Origin of the sequence: Alteromonas aquimaris (assembly GCF_026183695.1) — a bacterium.
GTDB classification, from domain to species: domain Bacteria; phylum Pseudomonadota; class Gammaproteobacteria; order Enterobacterales; family Alteromonadaceae; genus Alteromonas; species Alteromonas aquimaris.
The window spans coordinates 558,351-576,799 of the sequence record NZ_JAPFRD010000011.1 but is presented as its reverse complement, the minus strand read 5'-3'; the positions used below and the strand labels follow the sequence as shown (position 1 = coordinate 576,799).

Annotated in this window: 19 protein-coding genes; 13 read left to right on the top strand and 6 right to left on the bottom strand. The window is 48.0% G+C overall.

Translation table 11 applies throughout. From position 1 onward, the window contains the following. Window positions 1-5: 5 nt before the first annotated feature. From cpaB to OPS25_RS12655, 11 genes are read left to right on the top strand one after another with little or no spacing between them, the layout of a single operon-like run. Entirely contained in the window at window positions 6-821 is an 816-nt protein-coding gene (gene cpaB, locus OPS25_RS12705; protein ID WP_265618115.1) for a Flp pilus assembly protein CpaB, read from the top strand. A 2-nt stretch (window positions 822-823) separates the two neighbouring features. Beyond that, window positions 824-2,296 (top strand): type II and III secretion system protein family protein, encoded by a 1,473-nt coding sequence (locus tag OPS25_RS12700; protein ID WP_265618114.1) that lies wholly within the window; start codon window positions 824-826, stop codon window positions 2,294-2,296. An 11-nt stretch (window positions 2,297-2,307) separates the two neighbouring features. Further along, window positions 2,308-2,559: a hypothetical protein gene (locus OPS25_RS12695; protein WP_265618113.1), complete on the top strand. Its 252-nt coding sequence runs from the start codon at window positions 2,308-2,310 to the stop codon at window positions 2,557-2,559. A gap of 31 nt (window positions 2,560-2,590) precedes the next feature. After that, window positions 2,591-3,901: a TadE/TadG family type IV pilus assembly protein gene (locus OPS25_RS12690; RefSeq protein WP_265618112.1), complete on the top strand. Its 1,311-nt coding sequence runs from the start codon at window positions 2,591-2,593 to the stop codon at window positions 3,899-3,901. Then, a complete protein-coding gene (locus OPS25_RS12685) occupies window positions 3,894-4,349 on the top strand; it encodes a TadE/TadG family type IV pilus assembly protein (RefSeq protein WP_265618111.1) in 456 nt (151 codons plus the stop codon). Before OPS25_RS12690 ends, OPS25_RS12685 begins: the two co-directional genes overlap by 8 nt. Next, entirely contained in the window at window positions 4,349-4,813 is a 465-nt protein-coding gene (locus OPS25_RS12680; RefSeq protein ID WP_265618110.1) for a TadE/TadG family type IV pilus assembly protein, read from the top strand. The genes OPS25_RS12685 and OPS25_RS12680 overlap by 1 nt, the downstream gene beginning before the upstream one ends. A gap of 33 nt (window positions 4,814-4,846) precedes the next feature. Next, a complete protein-coding gene (locus OPS25_RS12675) occupies window positions 4,847-6,079 on the top strand; it encodes an AAA family ATPase (RefSeq protein WP_265618109.1) in 1,233 nt (410 codons plus the stop codon). Beyond that, window positions 6,079-7,398 (top strand): CpaF family protein, encoded by a 1,320-nt coding sequence (locus OPS25_RS12670; RefSeq protein ID WP_265618108.1) that lies wholly within the window; start codon window positions 6,079-6,081, stop codon window positions 7,396-7,398. Before OPS25_RS12675 ends, OPS25_RS12670 begins: the two co-directional genes overlap by 1 nt. 9 nt (window positions 7,399-7,407) lie before the next feature. Continuing rightward, window positions 7,408-8,376, top strand: a complete 969-nt coding sequence (locus OPS25_RS12665; RefSeq protein WP_265618107.1) for a type II secretion system F family protein — start codon at window positions 7,408-7,410, stop codon at window positions 8,374-8,376. A 1-nt stretch (window position 8,377) separates the two neighbouring features. Beyond that, complete coding sequence (locus OPS25_RS12660; RefSeq protein WP_265618105.1) at window positions 8,378-9,352, top strand: type II secretion system F family protein; 975 nt, start codon at window positions 8,378-8,380, stop codon at window positions 9,350-9,352. Between the two features lie 10 nt (window positions 9,353-9,362). Next, window positions 9,363-10,301, top strand: coding sequence for a tetratricopeptide repeat protein (locus OPS25_RS12655; RefSeq protein ID WP_265618104.1), 939 nt, complete (start codon window positions 9,363-9,365; stop codon window positions 10,299-10,301). Window positions 10,302-10,400: 99 nt separating this feature from the next. Here OPS25_RS12655 and parE read toward each other — a convergent pair whose 3' ends face one another. From parE to nudF, 5 genes are all read right to left on the bottom strand, one after another. After that, a complete protein-coding gene (gene parE / locus OPS25_RS12650; RefSeq protein ID WP_265618103.1) occupies window positions 10,401-12,296 on the bottom strand; it encodes a DNA topoisomerase IV subunit B in 1,896 nt (631 codons plus the stop codon). Window positions 12,297-12,409: 113 nt separating this feature from the next. Then, complete coding sequence (locus OPS25_RS12645) at window positions 12,410-12,997, bottom strand: YqiA/YcfP family alpha/beta fold hydrolase (RefSeq protein ID WP_265618102.1); 588 nt, start codon at window positions 12,995-12,997, stop codon at window positions 12,410-12,412. Next, window positions 12,997-13,731 carry a metallophosphoesterase gene (locus tag OPS25_RS12640; protein ID WP_265618101.1) on the bottom strand — a complete coding sequence of 245 codons (735 nt, stop codon included), beginning with the start codon at window positions 13,729-13,731 and terminating at the stop codon, window positions 12,997-12,999. The genes OPS25_RS12645 and OPS25_RS12640 overlap by 1 nt, the downstream gene beginning before the upstream one ends. Next, window positions 13,731-14,126, bottom strand: a complete 396-nt coding sequence (locus OPS25_RS12635; protein ID WP_265618430.1) for a DUF1249 domain-containing protein — start codon at window positions 14,124-14,126, stop codon at window positions 13,731-13,733. The genes OPS25_RS12640 and OPS25_RS12635 overlap by 1 nt, the downstream gene beginning before the upstream one ends. Window positions 14,127-14,160: 34 nt before the next feature. Then, a complete protein-coding gene (nudF, locus tag OPS25_RS12630; RefSeq protein WP_265618100.1) occupies window positions 14,161-14,790 on the bottom strand; it encodes an ADP-ribose diphosphatase in 630 nt (209 codons plus the stop codon). 240 nt (window positions 14,791-15,030) lie between these two features. On the opposite strand from nudF, the gene tolC reads away from it, so the two are divergent. After that, entirely contained in the window at window positions 15,031-16,407 is a 1,377-nt protein-coding gene (tolC, locus tag OPS25_RS12625) for an outer membrane channel protein TolC (protein ID WP_265618098.1), read from the top strand. Window positions 16,408-16,482: 75 nt separating this feature from the next. Here the strand turns inward: tolC and OPS25_RS12620 are convergent, their stop codons facing one another. After that, window positions 16,483-16,650 (bottom strand): hypothetical protein, encoded by a 168-nt coding sequence (locus tag OPS25_RS12620; protein WP_265618097.1) that lies wholly within the window; start codon window positions 16,648-16,650, stop codon window positions 16,483-16,485. A 275-nt stretch (window positions 16,651-16,925) separates the two neighbouring features. Between OPS25_RS12620 and OPS25_RS12615 the strand changes: the two genes are divergently transcribed. Next, window positions 16,926-17,738, top strand: a complete 813-nt coding sequence (locus OPS25_RS12615) for an ion transporter (RefSeq protein ID WP_265618096.1) — start codon at window positions 16,926-16,928, stop codon at window positions 17,736-17,738. Window positions 17,739-18,449 lie beyond the last annotated feature (711 nt).

Sequence of the window (18,449 nt, the reverse complement as noted above, 5' to 3'; positions counted from 1 at the left end):
TAGCGATGACTAAGAACACATTATTATTTCTGGCGTTATCCATCGGTTTTGGCCTGGCCGCCGTGTATCTGGCGAATAACTGGCTAAATGCCAATGCCAGTGAACCCGACAAAAACAAGGTGGCCGTGGTAGAAGCAGCCCAGACCATTCCGGTGGGCAGTATCATCAGTGCCAAACAAATTCGTACGCGCCAGTATCCCGCCGACCTGGCTCCGGAAAATACCTTTAGTGATTTGCAAAAAGTGGTGGGTAAAGTCACCAAGGAAACCCTGTATAGCGGCGATGTAATTCGCGCTGAACGGGTAATTGCGAAGGGCGAAGGCGGCTCGTTAGCCAGCCTGATTGGGGAAAACAAGCGCGCGCTGACCATACGGGTTAACGATGTGGTGGGAGTGGCAGGTTTCTTACTGCCCGGCGACAAGGTGGACATCTTAAACACCTTTAAAAAAGGGGAAACCAATCTCACCGAAATTGTGCTGGCCAATGTAAAAATACTGGCTATCGATCAAACCGCGCAGAATAACGAGAATCGTCCGCGGGTAGTACGTGCGGTGACCGTCGAGGTTACCTTAGAGCAGGCCGAGGAACTGATGAATGCACGCTCACGAGGGGGATTACAGCTGGCCCTGCGTAACCCGATTGATAATGCCGAGGTAGAGATTGCCCAACATTCTGCGGCGCTGGCGGCAGAAGCGCAAAAAGCCGCAGAAGTGGTTCCGCCCCCCCCTGTACGCGCCTATATCTCACCCAAAGTTCATTTGATCCGCGGCAGTCATCAGGAAGTGATTGCCATTAAAGCAGAGAGCGCAGGAGGAAAATAACCATGATACCCACATTATTCAGATTCAAGTCGCTGCTTTGGCCTGTCATTGCGTTTATTGCCTATTTGGTACTGGTGACGCCGGACTCCTATGCTGGCGGGCCCACTTACAATACTGAAAAGATTATTTATGTGCCTATTCATCAGTCGCGCAACTTAAATTTGAACCGCAATGCCCAGCGGGTGTCGGTGGGTAACCCGGCGATTGCCGATATTTTGATTTTACGTCAGCGCGAATTGTATGTGGTGGGTAAGCAGTTGGGTACCACCAATGTCATGGTGTGGGATGAAGAAGACGCCCTGGTGGATGTGCTGAATGTGGAAATTACCCACGATCTGGCCAATTTACGTTCGCGTTTGCATACCTTTATGCCTGAAGAAGCCATCGACGTTCACTCGTCGCAAGGCCAGTTAGTGCTAAGCGGAGAAGTGTCTTCGCTTATTCAGATGAACAAAGCCGTTGACCTTGCCACCGCCTACGCTGATGCTGCTGGAGGGGAGAACGGCACAAGTAAGGTGTTGAACTTACTAAGCGTAGGGGGTGGCCATCAGGTGATGTTAGAAGTGGTGGTGGCCGAAATGAGTACCGAGGTCAGCCGCTCATTTAATGTGGATATCAACCTGCTGGGTTTGCTTGACGACAACCACTGGAATGCTGACATTATTCGTGGTGCCGACTTTTACAACTTTGTCACCCAGGGCACGCCGTACGAATTTTCTAATGGCATTATCGGTAGCTATCTGGATAGCAATATCTTTTTCAACGTAGCGTTGGATATTGCCAAGGAAAATGGCATGGCGAAAATTCTAGCAGAACCGAATATTACTGCGCTCAGCGGGCAAAAAGCGGAATTTCTGTCCGGTGGTGAATTTCCCGTTCCGGTGCCGCGCGATGATGGCATCGCCATTCAGTTTCGTGATTTTGGGGTAGGCGTGGGTTTTGTTCCTACGGTACTGGATAGCGGTAAAATTAACCTTAATCTTAAGGTGATGGTGAGTGAAATTTCTAACGCCAATACTGTGGGGGTAAATCCTGCCGGTACCAATTCACTACTCGTGGTCCCATCCATTATTAAACGCACCTCAGAAACCACCGTGGAAATGGGTGATGGCCAGACTCTCGCCATTGGTGGACTGTTGTCTGACACCTTGCGTGAAAATATCGAGCGCTTCCCGGGATTAGGCGATATTCCGATTTTAGGCCAGTTGTTCCGCAGTCAGAGTTTTATCAACGGCCAGTCAGAGTTGGTGATCATGGTGACACCGCGCTTAGTCAGACCCTTTAATAAAGCCAATGTGCGGTTACCCACCGACGGTTTGGTTCCGGCATCCGACTTGCGCTTTTACTTAATGGGTGAACCCACCCGCCAGGTGAGAAGCGCGCATGCGGGGACTCCCTATCAGGAAGAACCCATGATGTTATTGCCTACCAATGGCGGTACTGACGAGCGCTACGGTCACGATATTCGCAAATAAGGAGAACTAGCATGCGGTTCAGTTATTTAGTAAGTGCACTCATTCTGCTGACAGGCTGCGCACAAACCAGTGAATACAGGCTTTCACAAGCCTCCGAAAAGATATTTAACCTGCAGATTCTGGATAGTGAAGCCCCCGTTAATAACGACGGCATCACCCGCGAATTACAAGGTGATTACGCTAAGCGCGCCGCAGAGAACTATCGCAACAGCATATACAGCGGCAAAGAAGGGCGCAATGTCGAAGCAAAAGACAACCAGTAATATTGATTAGGATATGAAAAGGTAAAACATCATGGCAAGGCTAAACCACACAGCGAAAAAAAAGCAGCAGGGCAACATACTGGTGTTATTTTGTGTTGGCCTGATTGCGATGATTGCCACCGCCTCAATGGCTTTAGATGGCGGTCACTTACTGTTAAGTAAATCACGTTTACAGTTGCTGGTAGATGCCGCCGCGCTAAGCGCGGCCACGCAGCTGCAAAAAGGAGGCGACCATCCGGCTGCCCGTCAGGCTGCCGTCGACATGATTAATCAGAACCTGACCTTCAAAGAATTTTCAGAATTAGCAGACGAGCTGGATCTGTCGATGGCGGATACCTATAACAATGATGTCACGGAACAACTGAAAATTGAGTTTTCCTTGCGACCCGACCCCTTCACGGTCACCGCTGATACCACCGCCCAGTATATTCGCGTGACGTTAAATGACTTGCCATTGGCCAGTTTTCTCGCGCAGGTGGTGGGCATCAGTAAAGAAGTCGATGCCACCTCTGTGGCTGGCCCAAGCACTGTGTTGGAAGAGTGTTACAGCAATTTAGTGCCAATGGTGGTATGCGGCGCAAATAACGATCCCGATGACAACTTTGGCTTACCTATCAATGAGTTGCAATTGTTAAAAATCAGCTCTGAACCTGATTCGCCGATTGGCCCAGGCAACTTCCAGCTGGTTCGCCTGGAAGGCGCCGCCGGTGCCGCTGATATACGTAAGGCAATGGCCGGCGAGGATTACAACGGCGAAATGTGCTTTAGCGCCACTGGCACAACTGATGACCAGATTGACACTGAACCCGGTAATACCGTGGGCCCGGTAGTACAGGGGCTCAACACCCGCATGGGCGAGTGGAAAGGCGGCCAGGTGAATAATATCGACCATCCCCGGGATTTAAACAATTGTGCAGGTGATTACATCCCACTTAATACAATGGGCGAGCTGGACACAGCGTCGCCTGAGTATGCCGCGGCTTATCGTTATCCCACTTATGAGACTGACACCCAAAATGCCGCAGGCGGCAGTGCCAGTTGCAGCAGCACGAATTTAAGTGGTGACATTGTCACGCCCGAGCCCCCGCGCGCTGAACGCCGTATTTTACAGATACTGGTGGGCGATTGTGATGGCCAGACCAATGGTGCATCCCAGTTAGGTTATTTCGGTTCTGCGTGCTTCTTTCTTACTCAGGCCGTTACCCAAAAAGGGAAAGAAGCTTATGTGGTGGGGGAATATGTGGCAGCCTGCACCAGTGAGGGCACCCCTTCTGGCACCGCGGATGATTTGCCAGGCCCTTATAAAATCGTGCTCTATCATGCGGGGGTGACCGATGCCTAAGCTACCCAGTTTTGCAAAAGCGCGTGGGATAGCCGCCATCGAATTCACTCTGGTCGCGCCCTTTATGCTGTTGCTTATCTTTGCTACCGCAGAATTTGGCAGGCTGTTGTATCAATACAATGCACTCACCAATATTGTGCGCGATGCCAGCCGTTATATGAGCGATAAGGCGATGAGCGATAATACCGGTATCCCTAAAGTGTCTGACAAGCTTAAGTCCGACACCACTAAGTTGATTATTGCCGGGGGCACCACCAATGAAGGGGAAATGTTGCCAGGCCTGACCACTGCGGCAATTACCTACGACTTAAGCGGTGAGATAGTCACCATCACAGTGAGCTACGACTGGACACCCATATTTGCCGATGCCCTGTTCAGTTTTTACAACAATCCCGCCATTTCACTAAATTTTCCTATGGTGGTCTCCTATTCAATGAGGGCCTCATAATGAAAGCACAACAAGGTGTCTATACAGTCGAGTTTGCCATTGTAGGGGCATTGTTCTTTGTATTTTTATTCAGCGTATTTGAAGTCGGCCGCTTATTTTTTACCTGGAATGTGTTAACCGAAGCATCTCGCCGCGTGGTACGCCTGGCGGTGGTATGTGATTTTGACCAGACCAATCGCATCGTCGATAACAATGCTATCACTTACGCCCTGGGGGATTTGCGCCCGCTGATCCCCAATCTGGACAACGCCAATATAAGCGTCACGTACCTGGATGAAACCGGTGCCAATGCCAGTGCCTTTAGCGATATTGATTTAGTCAGGGCGGAAATCACCAATTATCAACATCAATTCTTAGTGCCACTGTTTTCGTTCACCGTAGACTCGCCCACCTTTGCCTCAGTATTACCGCGGGAGAGTCTGGGTGTGACCCGGTGGGGTTACACCGCGTGTACGAACGCTTAGCCAAGGAGCGAGTCAATGGAGAAGGATAACAGTATGAAAGCAGAGCAAGTATCTTGCGTGATTGATTATCCCGGTCATGTTCCCGCGGCAGTAAAAAAACAGCCGCTATCCACCCGTGTACGCCTACTGGTTATTGCGCATGAAGCACCCCTTACCACTATCGCAGAAACCACGTTAGCGAGTGACAAAATGTTGGAAGTCACGGTTAAACAAACCTTACCTGACGATCTAACGCCCTTCCAGGCAGCGATTATAGGCATTAACGATGAGCCTGAACGTCACGCTGCTACCCTTGCGAAGATAGCTAAAGCGCTTGCGCATATCATTTTGGTGCCTGACATCCTTACCGCCGACATTGCGCGTTTGGCGGTACAATTTAAAGTGTCAGACCTTATCCTGAGCAGCGACATTCACAACGGCCTGTATCCTGCGCTGGCGATCATTGCCGATAATTTGAAACAGCATGCCAAGATGGCTGAATCGATTACCGTGGTGAATGGAAAAGCGGGATCGGGCGCCACCTTTATTACCTGCGGGTTAGCTGAATTATTCACCCAACAGGTCGATGCGGATATTGCCTTGATCGACGCAGACTTTAATTTCTCATCGCTGGCCTATGGGCTGGGCCTGAACAACCGATATTCGATTAATCAAGCGGTGAAAGAACTGGATAAACTGGATGAAGCGGCGGTTCGCACCATGATGAGTGGCAAAAATAAGCTACATCTTATTGGCAACAGCCCGTTTGCCCGCTTACATGAAGACTCAGTCACCCCTACCCAGCTAAATAGTCTGAGCTGGAAAATCCGCCAAACCTATGATCAGGTATTGGTGGATATGTCCAAGGGACTGGAATCGCAGACGTTACCGTTATTGCTGCAAAGCAGCTGCATTTTAATTGTGATGCAAATGAGCGTAGCCTGCCTGCGCGAGACTAAAGCGATGCTCAAAGAAATGCGTACGCTAATCGATTTTCATCAATGTAAAGTCGCCATTGTGGTGAATCGGTATCACAAAGATAAGGAAGAAATAAAACTCAGTGATATCAAAACAGTGCTGGAAGTCGACACGCTGTTCACCATCAGTAATAACTTTGCATTAGCCAACCAGCGCACCGAATTGGGTAAGCCCCTTGCTTCTGTTGCCAATCACAAAGTCATGGCCAGTGAATTAGCGCATATTCTTCGCTTCGCTTCGTCATTAGCCAAGCCCCCGGCCTCGTCGGCGAAAGCGGGCTTTTTACATCGATTATTAAGGAGAGGGTAATGCTGGATGATGCCCATTTTGAAGACCCATACCAGTTACTGACATCCGAAGACGTAGATACTAAGCAGGAAATTTTCAACAAGGTGCTGGATTTACTCGATCCGTCAGTGCTGGAAACCATTGAAGACGATATTGCCCGTCAGCAAATTATGGAATGTTGCCGCCGTCTGCTGGAGGAATATCCGCGGCCAATTAACCTGCCCACTCGCCAGATCATTGTTAAACTGGTGCTGGATGAAATCTTAGGATTAGGGCCACTCGAAGTGCTGATGGCAGACCCAACCATCGCTGACATCCTGGTAAACAATTACGACAATATTTATGTGGAACGCCGCGGCAAGTTAGAACGTGCGGCCGTACGCTTTTACGACAACAAACACCTGATGAGCATAATTGATCGCATTGTTTCCAGAATTGGGCGGCGAGTAGATGAATCCTCGCCCATGGTAGACGCACGGTTGGCAGACGGTAGCCGGGTGAATGCCATTATTCCCCCGCTCGCATTAGATGGTCCATCGATCTCAATTCGCCGCTTTACCGTGGAAAAACTGGATGTCGCCCAGCTCATTGAGTATGGCTCTATGACCGAAGATATGGATACGCTGATCAAAGCGGCTGTACGAGGCAAGCTGAATGTGTTGATTTCTGGCGGTACCGGCTCGGGTAAAACCACACTGCTTAATATTTTGTCAGGCTACATTCCCAGCGATGAACGCATCATCACCATTGAAGATTCGGCCGAATTACAACTGCAACAACCCCATACGGTAAGGCTGGAGACACGCCCGGCGAATATTGAAGGTCGGGGGGAGGTCACCCAGCGTGACCTGGTGAAAAACAGCCTGCGTATGCGACCCGACCGCATCGTGATTGGGGAGGTGCGTGGTGCTGAGGCCATCGATATGTTGGCGGCGATGAATACCGGCCATGAAGGCTCGTTGGCCACCTTGCATGCCAATAGTCCTCGTGATGCACTGGGTCGGCTGGAAAATATGATTTGTATGGGTGGCTTTGACATGCCCTTGCGTAACATCCGCGCGCAGATTGCCTCGGCCATTGATTTGGTGGTCCAGACTCAACGTCTTGAGGATGGCAGTCGACGGTTGATAAGCATTCAGGAAGTGACCGGCATGGAGGGTGAAACCATTACCATGTCGGAAATCTTCTTATTTGACCGTCAAGGGCTGGATGAGCACCACAAAGTGCGCGGTCAGTTCAGGGCCACAGGGGTGGTGCCGCTGTTTCAGCGTAAACTAGTCGCAAAGGGGCTGGAAGTTCCCCATCGAATCTATGGCGTGGATGCCAGCGAGACTTTTTAGGAGTCAAAAATGAGTATTCAACTGGCATTTCTGGGTTTGGTATTTATGGCGGTGTTACTGCTTTCGCAGTTGCTGTTTGTGTCGGTTAATAGTCCACAAAAAGCCGATAGCCGCGAGCTTAAGCGTCAGCTTGATGAGATGATTGAAAAGGACACCTATTTTCCTAAGCAGTTACTGATTAATTCCCGCTTGCGCGAGCTGTCGTCGTTTAGAGCAGCGCTAGAAGAAAGTCCATTTATAAAAGGCATCACCTTTAAGTTGGAGTTAAGCGGTTCGCGAATGTTAGGGCATGAATATATAGCCCTTGCCTTACTTTTTAGCATTATTGCCGCCGTTCCCACTTATGCCCTGACCCGGGATGTTACGGTGGTATTAGTTGTGCTTGCGCTGGTGCTATCTGGCTTCCACCTTAAATTACAGCGTAACATTGCCAAGCGCATGGAGCGCATTGAAGAACAGTTTCCGGAAGCGCTGGATGTGTTGAAACGGGGACTGCAGGCTGGTTATGCCTTTAATGAAGCGTTAAAGCTGGTGTTCGAAGAACTCAAAGGGGACTTAAGTAACGAACTTAAGCTGTTGTTTCAGAAAATTAACCTTGGCGCGGATATGAAAGTTGCGATGCTGACCTTTGTGCGCCGGGTCCCCAGTACTTCCGCCATGGCCTTTGCCAGTGCGGTGAACATTCAGAAGGAAACCGGGGGCAATCTGGCTGAAAATATTGAAAAACTGTCAGTGTTGATTCGTCAGCGCTTTCGTTTTCGCCGCCGGGTAAAAACCCTGTCGGCCGAGGGGCGTATGAGTGGCTGGATACTGGTGCTGTTACCCTTTGTGCTGTTTGCCGTGTTGTACCTGACCTCTCCCACCTATATCAGTGAACTGTTTACCACCGAAGCAGGCCATGACTTACTAAAATGGGGCTTGATCGGCATGCTGGCGGGCGTTGTCTGGATCAAAAAACTGCTTGAGTTGGAGGTATAAAATGGAATCCTTGCTTAGCTTTGTGCAAACCTTCACTCGCGATGAACAACTCATCAATTATGCCGTACTGGGTATTGCTCTGCTTGCCGGCCTGACCTTTGCCATCGCCTTGTTTTACATTATCAGTGGCATGTACTCGCCAATTAAACGTAAGGTGGATACCCTGCGTAACGAAACCACCGCGGCAGCGGGCGAACCCAATTATCATGCTTATCTGGAATCTACCCTGACTAAAGTAGGGAACAGCAAGGTATTTGCCAGCGCGCTGAAAAGAGACAAAGCCACACGTACGTTGCTGATCCATGCGGGATTTCATTCTGAAAACGCCCTTAAAGTCTATTATGCGATCCGCCTGTTCTCATTGTTGTTGGGCGTGGGCGTGGCCTTTTTAATCAATACGCAATTTACCGATCTCAGCACGATGATTTCGCTTTACCTGATTCTGGCGGTGATAGGTGGATTTTTCATTTTGCCGGGCATCGTATTAGGCAAACTGGCCGCAAGCCGAATGGGCAAGTTACGAAAATGCTTTCCCGATGCGCTCGATCTGCTCGTGGTTTGCTGTGAGTCCGGCTTAGGCTTGCTCGAGTCTTTCCAGCGCGTTAGCAAAGAGTTACGCGCGGTACATCCGTACCTTGCTGAAGAACTTTCGCTGGTAGTAAAAAAAGTCAAAGTGGGCATTCCTTTGGCGCAAGCCCTCGAAGAGTTTGGCCACCGCACCGGCCTGGATGATATCAGAGGGCTTAACTCGGTCATTGTACAAAGCATCCGGTTAGGCACGGGCGTAGCCGAAACCGTCCGTGTCTATGCAGAAGAGTATCGCGATAAGCGGCTACAGGCTGCCGAAGAAATGGCCGCTAAAGTAGCGGTGAAAATGGTTTTTCCAATGATGGTCTGTATATGGCCGTCATTTTTTATTGTCGCAATTGGACCCGCCGTCATAAAAGTGGTGCAGGTGTGGGATCTCGCATTTTAAAGGAATGATTATGAAATATTTGCTCGTATTATTTTTACTTACTGGGTTACTTGCAGGCTGCAGTGCTACCCGTACCGCCGACCTCGAAGAAAGGGCGCAGGCCTCAGACGAGCAAATGCTTACCATGGCCGGACACTATGAACGCGCGATGGAGTTGGAAAAAGCGCTGATTTATTACCTTAAAGCGCTGGAAAATACCCCTGACGATATTAACCTGCTGTATCAAATTGCTGATCTTAATAAACGTTTGGGTAAGAACGATTTTGCGCTACAAATGTTGAAACGGGTGTTGGTACTTGATCCTGCCCACTCAAAAGCCCTGACTGAAGCCGGTCTGATTTTTCTGGAAAACAAACAACTCACGGAGGCCTCTACCCATCTATTACAGGCGACCGTTGAGGATCAGGAACGCTTAGGTAACGCTTCGTCACTTAGCCGTCATTATGTTGCGTTAGATAACGACTCCCCTCTCCTTGCCTATAACGGGCTTGCGGTGACCTACGATTTAATGGGCAAATATGAGCAGGCCAGAGAAGTGTATGCGCTGTGTCTGCAATCGTTCCCGCGCAACCCGGTGGTACTGACAAACTTTGGCTACTCCGAATACCTGTCGGGCAACTATGAAGCTGCCGTACAACGCTTTCGTGAAGCCATTGATTCCACACCGGCTTATAAGCGCGCTTGGACCAATCTGGGGCTGGTATACACGCGCATGGGCAGATACAACAAAGCCTACCAAACTCTGAACCAAGTCATGTCGGATGCACAGGCGTACAATGACCTAGGTTACTTTCTGATGTTGGAAAAGCGTTACGAGGAGGCAGAACACTTCTTTGAACGGGCAATTAACTTATCACCGCGATTCTATGAAGTCGCCAATGCCAACCTGGAAGATGTCAGGCAGCAACTGGCGCTAATGCGTGACGAGGCGGAGTTTTTGTCTAATTAAGCAGCACTTTAGCCAGCAGGCGATGAACGGTATACGTGTTCCGCGCCTGCCAGTGAACAATCTGAGATTGCTAGTGCTCCTACAATGTCTGGATTGAGGCTATAACACCACCTCAGCCATATTGCCTTTACTTTCCAGCCAGGTTTTACGGTCGCCAGAGCGCTTTTTCGCCAACAACATATCCATCATTTCAAGCATGCTTTCTGCATCATCAATGGTCAGTTGCACCAGACGCCGGGTATTCGGATCCATGGTGGTTTCCCGTAACTGCATGGGGTTCATTTCACCTAATCCTTTAAAACGTTGCACATTTACTTTGCCGCGTTTTTTCTCAGCTTCAATGCGATCCAATATGCCCTGTTTTTCGCCTTCATCGAGTGCGTAATACACGTCTTTGCCAATATCAATACGAAATAGCGGAGGCATCGCCACGTACACGTGCCCTTTGTCCACCAGGGTTCTGAAGTGTTTGACGAACAAGGCGCAGAGCAAGGTGGCGATGTGCAGGCCGTCGGAGTCGGCATCCGCGAGAATACAAATTTTTCCGTAACGTAAGCCACTGAGGTCATCAGAGTCAGGGTCGATTCCTAGCGCTACAGAAATATCGTGAATTTCCTGTGAGGCTAGTACTTGCGACGAATCTACTTCCCAGCTATTTAAGATCTTTCCGCGCAACGGCATAATGGCCTGAAACTCGCGGTCGCGCGCTTGTTTTGCCGAGCCGCCAGCGGAATCCCCTTCGACTAAGAACAACTCGGAATAACTGATATCCTGCGATGAACAGTCTGTAAGCTTACCGGGTAACGCGGGCCCCTGAGTGACCTTTTTACGGGCGACTTTCTTGGTTTGCCTTAAGCGACGCTGTGCATTGCTGATACACATTTCGGCCAATGCCTCAGCAATATCAGTGTGTTGGTTTAGCCACAAACTAAAGGCATCTTTAACCACTCCTGAGACGAAGGCCGAGGCCTGACGCGATGAAAGGCGCTCTTTGGTTTGTCCGGCAAACTGGGGATCCTGCATTTTTGTCGAAAGAATGTAGGCGCAGCGATCCCAGATATCGTCTGGGGTTAACTTAATACCCCGCGGCATCAAATTGCGAAATTCACAAAACTCACGCATTGATTCCAATAATCCCTGGCGTAGTCCATTAACGTGCGTGCCCCCTTGGGCGGTTGGGATCAGGTTTACATAACTTTCGGTGGTCAGTTCGCCCCCTTCAGGTAGCCACATGACGGCCCAGTCAGCCGCTTCTTTATTGCCGCTAAATGCGCCCACGAATGGCGTATCCTGAGGAAGGGTTTCATATTGTTGTACTGACTGATAAAGGTAATCTTGCAAGCCATCCTCGAAGAACCACTCCTCGCTGTGTTTGGAGACTTTATCTTCAAATTTAATGCGAAGGCCCGGACAAAGAACAGCTTTAGCGCGCAGGTTGTGCATCAATTTGGTGGCAGAAAACTTTGCCGTATCGAAATACTGAGGATCAGGCCAGAATCTTACTCTGGTGCCGGTATTTCTGCGGCCACAGCTATCAATCACGCGTAAATCTTCGGTTCTGTCGCCATGGGCGAAATCAATTTGGTAGACCTGGCTATCACGCCGAATAACCACCTCGACTTTGGTAGAAAGTGCATTAACCACGGAGATTCCCACACCGTGTAAGCCGCCCGAGAACTCGTAGTTCTTATTGGAAAATTTGCCACCCGCATGCAGTTTGGTCATGATCAGTTCAACGCCGGAAATTCTTTCCTCGGGGTGGATATCCACAGGCATCCCACGACCATCATCGATAACTTCGAGCGACTGGTCCTCGTGCAAGATCACTTTGATGTTGGAGGCGTGGCCCGCTAAGGCTTCATCCACACTGTTATCAATGACTTCTTGCCCTAAATGGTTAGGACGGGTGGTGTCGGTATACATGCCTGGTCGACGTTTGACCGGTTCCAGGCCATTTAATACTTCAATTGCCTCGGCGTTGTATTGGTTTGACATTTTATTATGTGCCTTATGCTGGGTAGCCTGCAGAAACAGGCTCACACTTACTACAAATGTTCAAGTCGTTAGAGGATGTTATCAGGGGTGTAAGTTCCCGGCAATTGCTTATCCTAGGTACTTGCTACCAGAAAACTGGCAATTTCATCCAGGTGGTTCTCAAACCCTTGAAAACTATGGTCGCCCCCTTCCTCTACCACTAACAAGCTATGCTGATATTTCGCCTTGGCCTCTTTATAGTCTAAGGTTTCATCGCCGGTTTGCAGCATCACCCGGTAACGATCAGGTTGGGTTAATGTCGGGGTATCAAGCTGTCTTAGAAAGGTAATATCTTCTTCTGTGAGGGTAAAGGTCTCCCGACTATACGGGTTGACGTGCTCACCCAGGTAGTCTTGCAACAGTTCAAACGGTTTAACCGCGGGATTAATTAATACCGCCTTACCGCCGTATTTTTCTACCAGCCAGGTGGCTAAATAGCCTCCCATAGAGCTGCCGATCACCTTCAGTCCGTTCTCAACCGACTTCAGGTTTCTCTCCACATATTGAAGTAAATACTCACTCACTTTATTCGGAATGTTTGGCAACGTGGGGAAATAGACGGTGACATCTGGGTGATATTTCGCGAAGTATTCTCTAACCTGTGTGGCCTTCTGTGACTGTGGGGAACTTAAAAACCCATGCAAGTATAAAATCTCTCGCACTACACTCTCCTGATTTGAGTTGTCCATGAACCGTTGTCCTGAAGATCAAAAATCCGCAGGCCGGGTCGTTCAGATGAAATTGCAAAGTCGGTCGTCATCTCCCATTGCCAACACGTCGAGGGAACACCCAGTACTGGAGTCGTCCCTATCTGACGCTGAAGCGGGAAGTGAACATGCCCGTGGACCACTGCTTTAATCTGCGGGTTGGCGTTAACCAGACTAATAAACGCTTCAGCATCCACTAACGGGTGGTTATCCATCCAACTGTCTGCAGGCAAAGGATGGTGATGCAGTGCTATAAAATGATTAGCACTGGGGTGATGGTTTAGCGCTGCTTGAAGCAGGTCAAGCTGTAAGTCAGAAACTTTTCCCAAGGTGTGCTCATGTCGACTATCCAGCCCATGCATCACCCAGTTATCCTTTACCCAAGGGTGACTTGCAACAAGTGAATACTCACTTAATGATTTTTCAAAGAAAGGATTACTATCGTGGTTGCCGGCAATGATTTTGACCTCGACGTTGGGCAGGATAGGTTGAATTAATGTTAAAAAGTGCTGATAACTTTGTTCGCTGCTGTCACCGCTGATATCACCGGTTACCAGCACCAGGTCAGGCAGCAAAGAGGCGGTTTGGTCTAACACCGCTTTTAAACTTTGATAAGGATTAACCGAGGCATAACCTGTGCGGCTGCAGTCACCAAACAAATGGCAATCTGATAACTGAATAAGGCGCATCACACCTCATCTAAAACTTGCGGACGACTTTTAATACAAAATTGCAGCCATTCGGCTAAAAATACGTTGACCATCTGTTTTTCATTCTTGGCATGCATTTTTGCATTTGGATAGTGATAAGACGCAGCTAATGCTCCGGTATTCTGACTGCTTACCACTTCCGCCATTTTTGCATCGTGATACAGTCTGACCACCATACAGGGTTTCATAAATGCGGGAGCGCGCTGATTTACCTGTTCGATGGCAACCGTGCTAGTGTAACGTGCTGAGTCAAGAATAGTAATACAATACGCAAGTCCTTCCGCAATGGTAAAACGATAGCTCAATTCTTCGGTATCACAGTCAGGAAGCATGCGCAGAAAACGACTGTAGTTGTGTTCACACACAGCCTGCATGCTCGCCAACGGAGGGACATATTTACGACTTTTACTACTCACATTCGCGCCATTTCTGAAGTAAAGATTCTCGGTTCATAAAAAACCATTGTAGCGCAATTATGGCGGCAGCGTTGTCGATAATGCCACTTTCCAACCACTCGCGCGCGCGGGTCGAACTTATTCTATGCACTCTAATGTCTTCTGATTCATCATCTAAGCCATGTATTCCCTTGGCTAATGAAGCATCACACTGTGCCACAAAGATGTGTACCCGTTCAGTCGTTCCTCCCGGGCTAACCAGATAGCTGAGTGCCTTGGTTAACTTGGTTAAACGGATACCCGCTTCTTCCTGCGCTTCACGGTGACACACGTTTTCTTCGGTTTCGCCTTCATCAATAATGCCCGCAATAACTTCCATTAACCAAGGTGTGTCAGCGGTGGCTTGCGCGCCAATTCTGACTTGTTCGATTAACACAAACTCGTCATGGTCGGGATCGTAGGGCAACACAGCCACAGCGTGACCACGCTCGAATATTTCGCGCCGCACCACATCGCTCCAGCCTCCCGCAAAAAGTTTGTGCTTAAAGTCGTACCGAACCATTTTGAAAAAACCGTCATAAACCCGTTTTTTATCAATAATTTCGATGTCTTTTGAGGTGAAAGTTAGAAATTCATTGCTCATCTGCCGTCACTTCCGTTGATAAAACCGTTATCATCTTTATCGTGAATACTAATTCACTGTAGCATGGTATCGTAAAAAGCAGCCATAACAGAATGAGAAACGCGAACGAAAATACATATTCTGTTACAGATAAACATTGACTGTTACTACAAGTTGCTGTTTGCAGGTAAAAAAATTTCATACACTTGGCACATTGTTAGGCCTAAATCGGCCAAAGATTAAAAATTGGAAGGCGCATTCATGAAAAAAACTTTACTGACGCTGATCATTGGGATGGGGCTGTCAACGTCTGCATTTGCTGATGATTTATTACAAGTTTATCAACAGGCCAAAGCGAATGATCCGCTAGTTAACCGGGCAAAGGCACAGCGTGATGCTTCTTTCGAAGGTATTGCGGTGAGCCGCGCCAATTTACTTCCGCAACTGTCCGGCTACGTTTCTTACACCATGTCAGGTGGGGAGCGTACACAGAATCTTGGAAGTCAGACGTTTACTCTCGACACTGACGCCGATACGTCATCATATGGGCTTGACCTATCGATGTCGCTGTACGATCACGCTAACTGGGTTGGCCTAAACAGAGCAGAGAAAGTAGCGGAACAAAGTGATGCGCAATATGCCGCAACGATGCAAGAGCTTATTGTGCGCGTGGTGACTGCCTATTTTGATGTGCTGCGTGCCCGTGACAATGTCACTTTTGTACGCGCTGAAAAGCGCGCGATTGAGCGCCAGTTAGAGCAGACTCGCCAGCGCTTTGAAGTGGGTCTTACCGCGATTACTGATGTGCACGAAGCACAGGCCAACTTTGATAACACTGTGGCACAGGAAATCCAGGCCGAGAACCAGTTAGAGTTTGCGCTAGAATCGTTGCGGGTGATAACCGGAAAATATCACGATAAATTATACGGCTTGGATACCGAAAACTTCTCAGCTGAGCCCCCCGCGCCACAAAATGTGAACGAATGGCTAAGCATTGCAGAAGACAAAAATTTAACCCTGCTGGCCAATCGCTTAGCGGTTGATATCGCCAAAGAAGATATTTCTAATGCGCGTGCTGGTCATTTACCTACTTTAGGGTTTGTTGCCAATGCAGGTAAATCAAAAAATGATGTGGAGTCGGAAGGTGTGACAGAATCTGGCCAGCCATTCGTTGACGCATATGAAACGCCTTATCAAGATAGCTACAGCGCAACGGTTCAACTTTCAGTTCCCATCTTTTCTGGCTTCAGAACGTCGGCTTTAGCTGATCAAGCTCGTCACCTTTATGTATCAGCGAGTGAAGATTTAGAATTCAGCTACCGCCAAACGGTGCAATCTGTGCGCAGCTCCTATAACGATGTCAAAGCATCTATCTCGACTATCCGCGCGTTAGAGCAGGCTGTTGTGTCAGCACGCAGCGCATTGCAAGCCACGGAAGCGGGCTTCGATGTGGGTACTCGTACCATTGTCGACGTACTGACCAGTACGCGGAATCTGTTTGATGCCCGCCGAAACCTTTCAAGTGCTCGTTATGATTTCATTCAGGCTGTAGTGAATCTGAAACGGGCGGCAGGAAACTTAACGCAAAATGATATTGAAATGATTAACAAAGGCTTAGAGCCGGTAGTGGAAGAATAAAAGCAAACAGCGAAAAGTGAAATGTGAAAAGTGAACTGCCAAACGTCTGACGACTAGACGTTTGGCTACTTCAATTCACAATGAGTCATTTATTGAGCAGTTATCGAACTGTTCCAACAATTCCAGAAAACCTGCCAGTTTTTCTTTTAGTTCTGACACGTTCCCCTTTGCTATGTTGTAATGCTCCAGCTCTTTAGATAATTGCACACACTTGCCTTGTATCAATTGAATTTTCTCTTCCATGAACTCGCCTTTTTATAAAGAGTGAGAGTTAGCCGGGTATATTAGCTAACTCTAAAGACCAAACGCAAGCAGTTTGTGACGCAGCGCGATGAAGCGCACCTGTTATAAACGCGCTATAGCAAAACGGTTAGCCCCCACGTGAGTGGCAGATTCACGCACGCGATCTAAAAAATGTTAACTGGATAGCGAAAAGTGAACCTGATAGCAAAAGCATTTTCCTAATCCGGCTCACCGTTGTTATAATCCGCGCCCCAGTCGTAACCAACCTTAGCACAATGAACGTTACCCAGCTTCACGACAAATTTGAAAAAATTCGCGCTAACAAGCTTTTCGAGAGCTTTGTCATAGCAGTCATCGTTATATCCGCGTTATTGGTTGGGGCTAAAACATACGATATGCCACCCTCTTTCGCCAGCGTGACGCTTATTCTTGACTGGTTTATCAGCTTGTTTTTCCTTACTGAAATCAGCATTCGTTTTTTAGCCGAACCGAATAAGCGCTACTTTTTCAAAAGCTTCTGGAACTGGTTTGATACCTTGATAGTGTTGATCAGCCTTATCCCGGCAGACGATGCTGAACTTGCGGTAGTGGCTCGCTTAGTGCGGGTTTTCAGGGTACTTAGGATGATTTCGATTATTCCCGAACTGCGCGTATTGCTGGTATCACTCGTTAAGGCCTTGCCCCAGCTGGGATACGTGATGCTATTGATGTTTATTATTTTCTATATCTACGCGGCCATTGGCTCTACCTTATTTGAACAAATCAACCCCGTCTTATGGGGAGATATTACCATTTCATTGCTTACCCTGTTTAGAATCATGACATTCGAAGATTGGACGGATGTGATGTATGAAACCCAGGAAGTCTATAGCTTAAGCTGGATTTTCTATTTGACCTTTATCTTTTTTACCGCATTCGCCTTTTTGAATATGGTTATTGGGATCGTAGTGAACGTTATGGAGCAGGAAAGCGCAAAGGCACGCAAGTTGGAAGAAGAAGCCAGTAATGAACCGACCATGCATGATCTGATGGACGAGTTAGTCCGTCTGCGGGAGAAGGTAGAACAACAATCAAACGGCCAGCGCTGATCACAGATACCAGAAAGGGGAGCGTACTCCCCTTTATTTGTCCTATTAAAAGATAACTAAAAAATTAAGACTTAACGATTTGGTTCTTGCCCAGAAGGTTTATTTTTTGATGGGCTGCGCTGAGAATCCTTATACTGATCCTTTTGCTGTTGCTGCTTATTTTTGTCTTGGTTTGTCGCCATAATAAATTTCCTCAAAAATGAAAAATACAAAACAACATCATACAACTTATATTGCTAACACCAGAGGCCATAACGTCATCAGGCATTTAACAATAGTGAGAGTATAGGGAAAAAAAATCACTACGCTAGTAAGCGGTTAGACGGTTAATTTATTGACGTTAAGCGGTAAAGAACATTTCAGAATATAGGAAATTCTGGCGCTTTTGTTGCCGAATACCTTTGCTGTAACTGGCACATTTTATGTTGCATATAACTGCTTAAAAAGCCTGCAATTCGCTCTTTTTGAATGGTAGTGGATTAACGAGATCGATTAATTTAATGCAAACTTAATCTGTCAAAAGTAGGTTTCTAAAAAATTTGTAATCACGTAGCGCCACTAAAAATAACCCTTGGTTGAGGTTAATTTAGCCCGATTTTACCAAAAAAACGTCTTTCTTCACGTAAGAGCAGAATGGTTATGGAAGACGTCTCATGCGACTAGTGTGAATCAACGACAATGAAAAGTGATAGGTGGGAAGTACTAGGTACT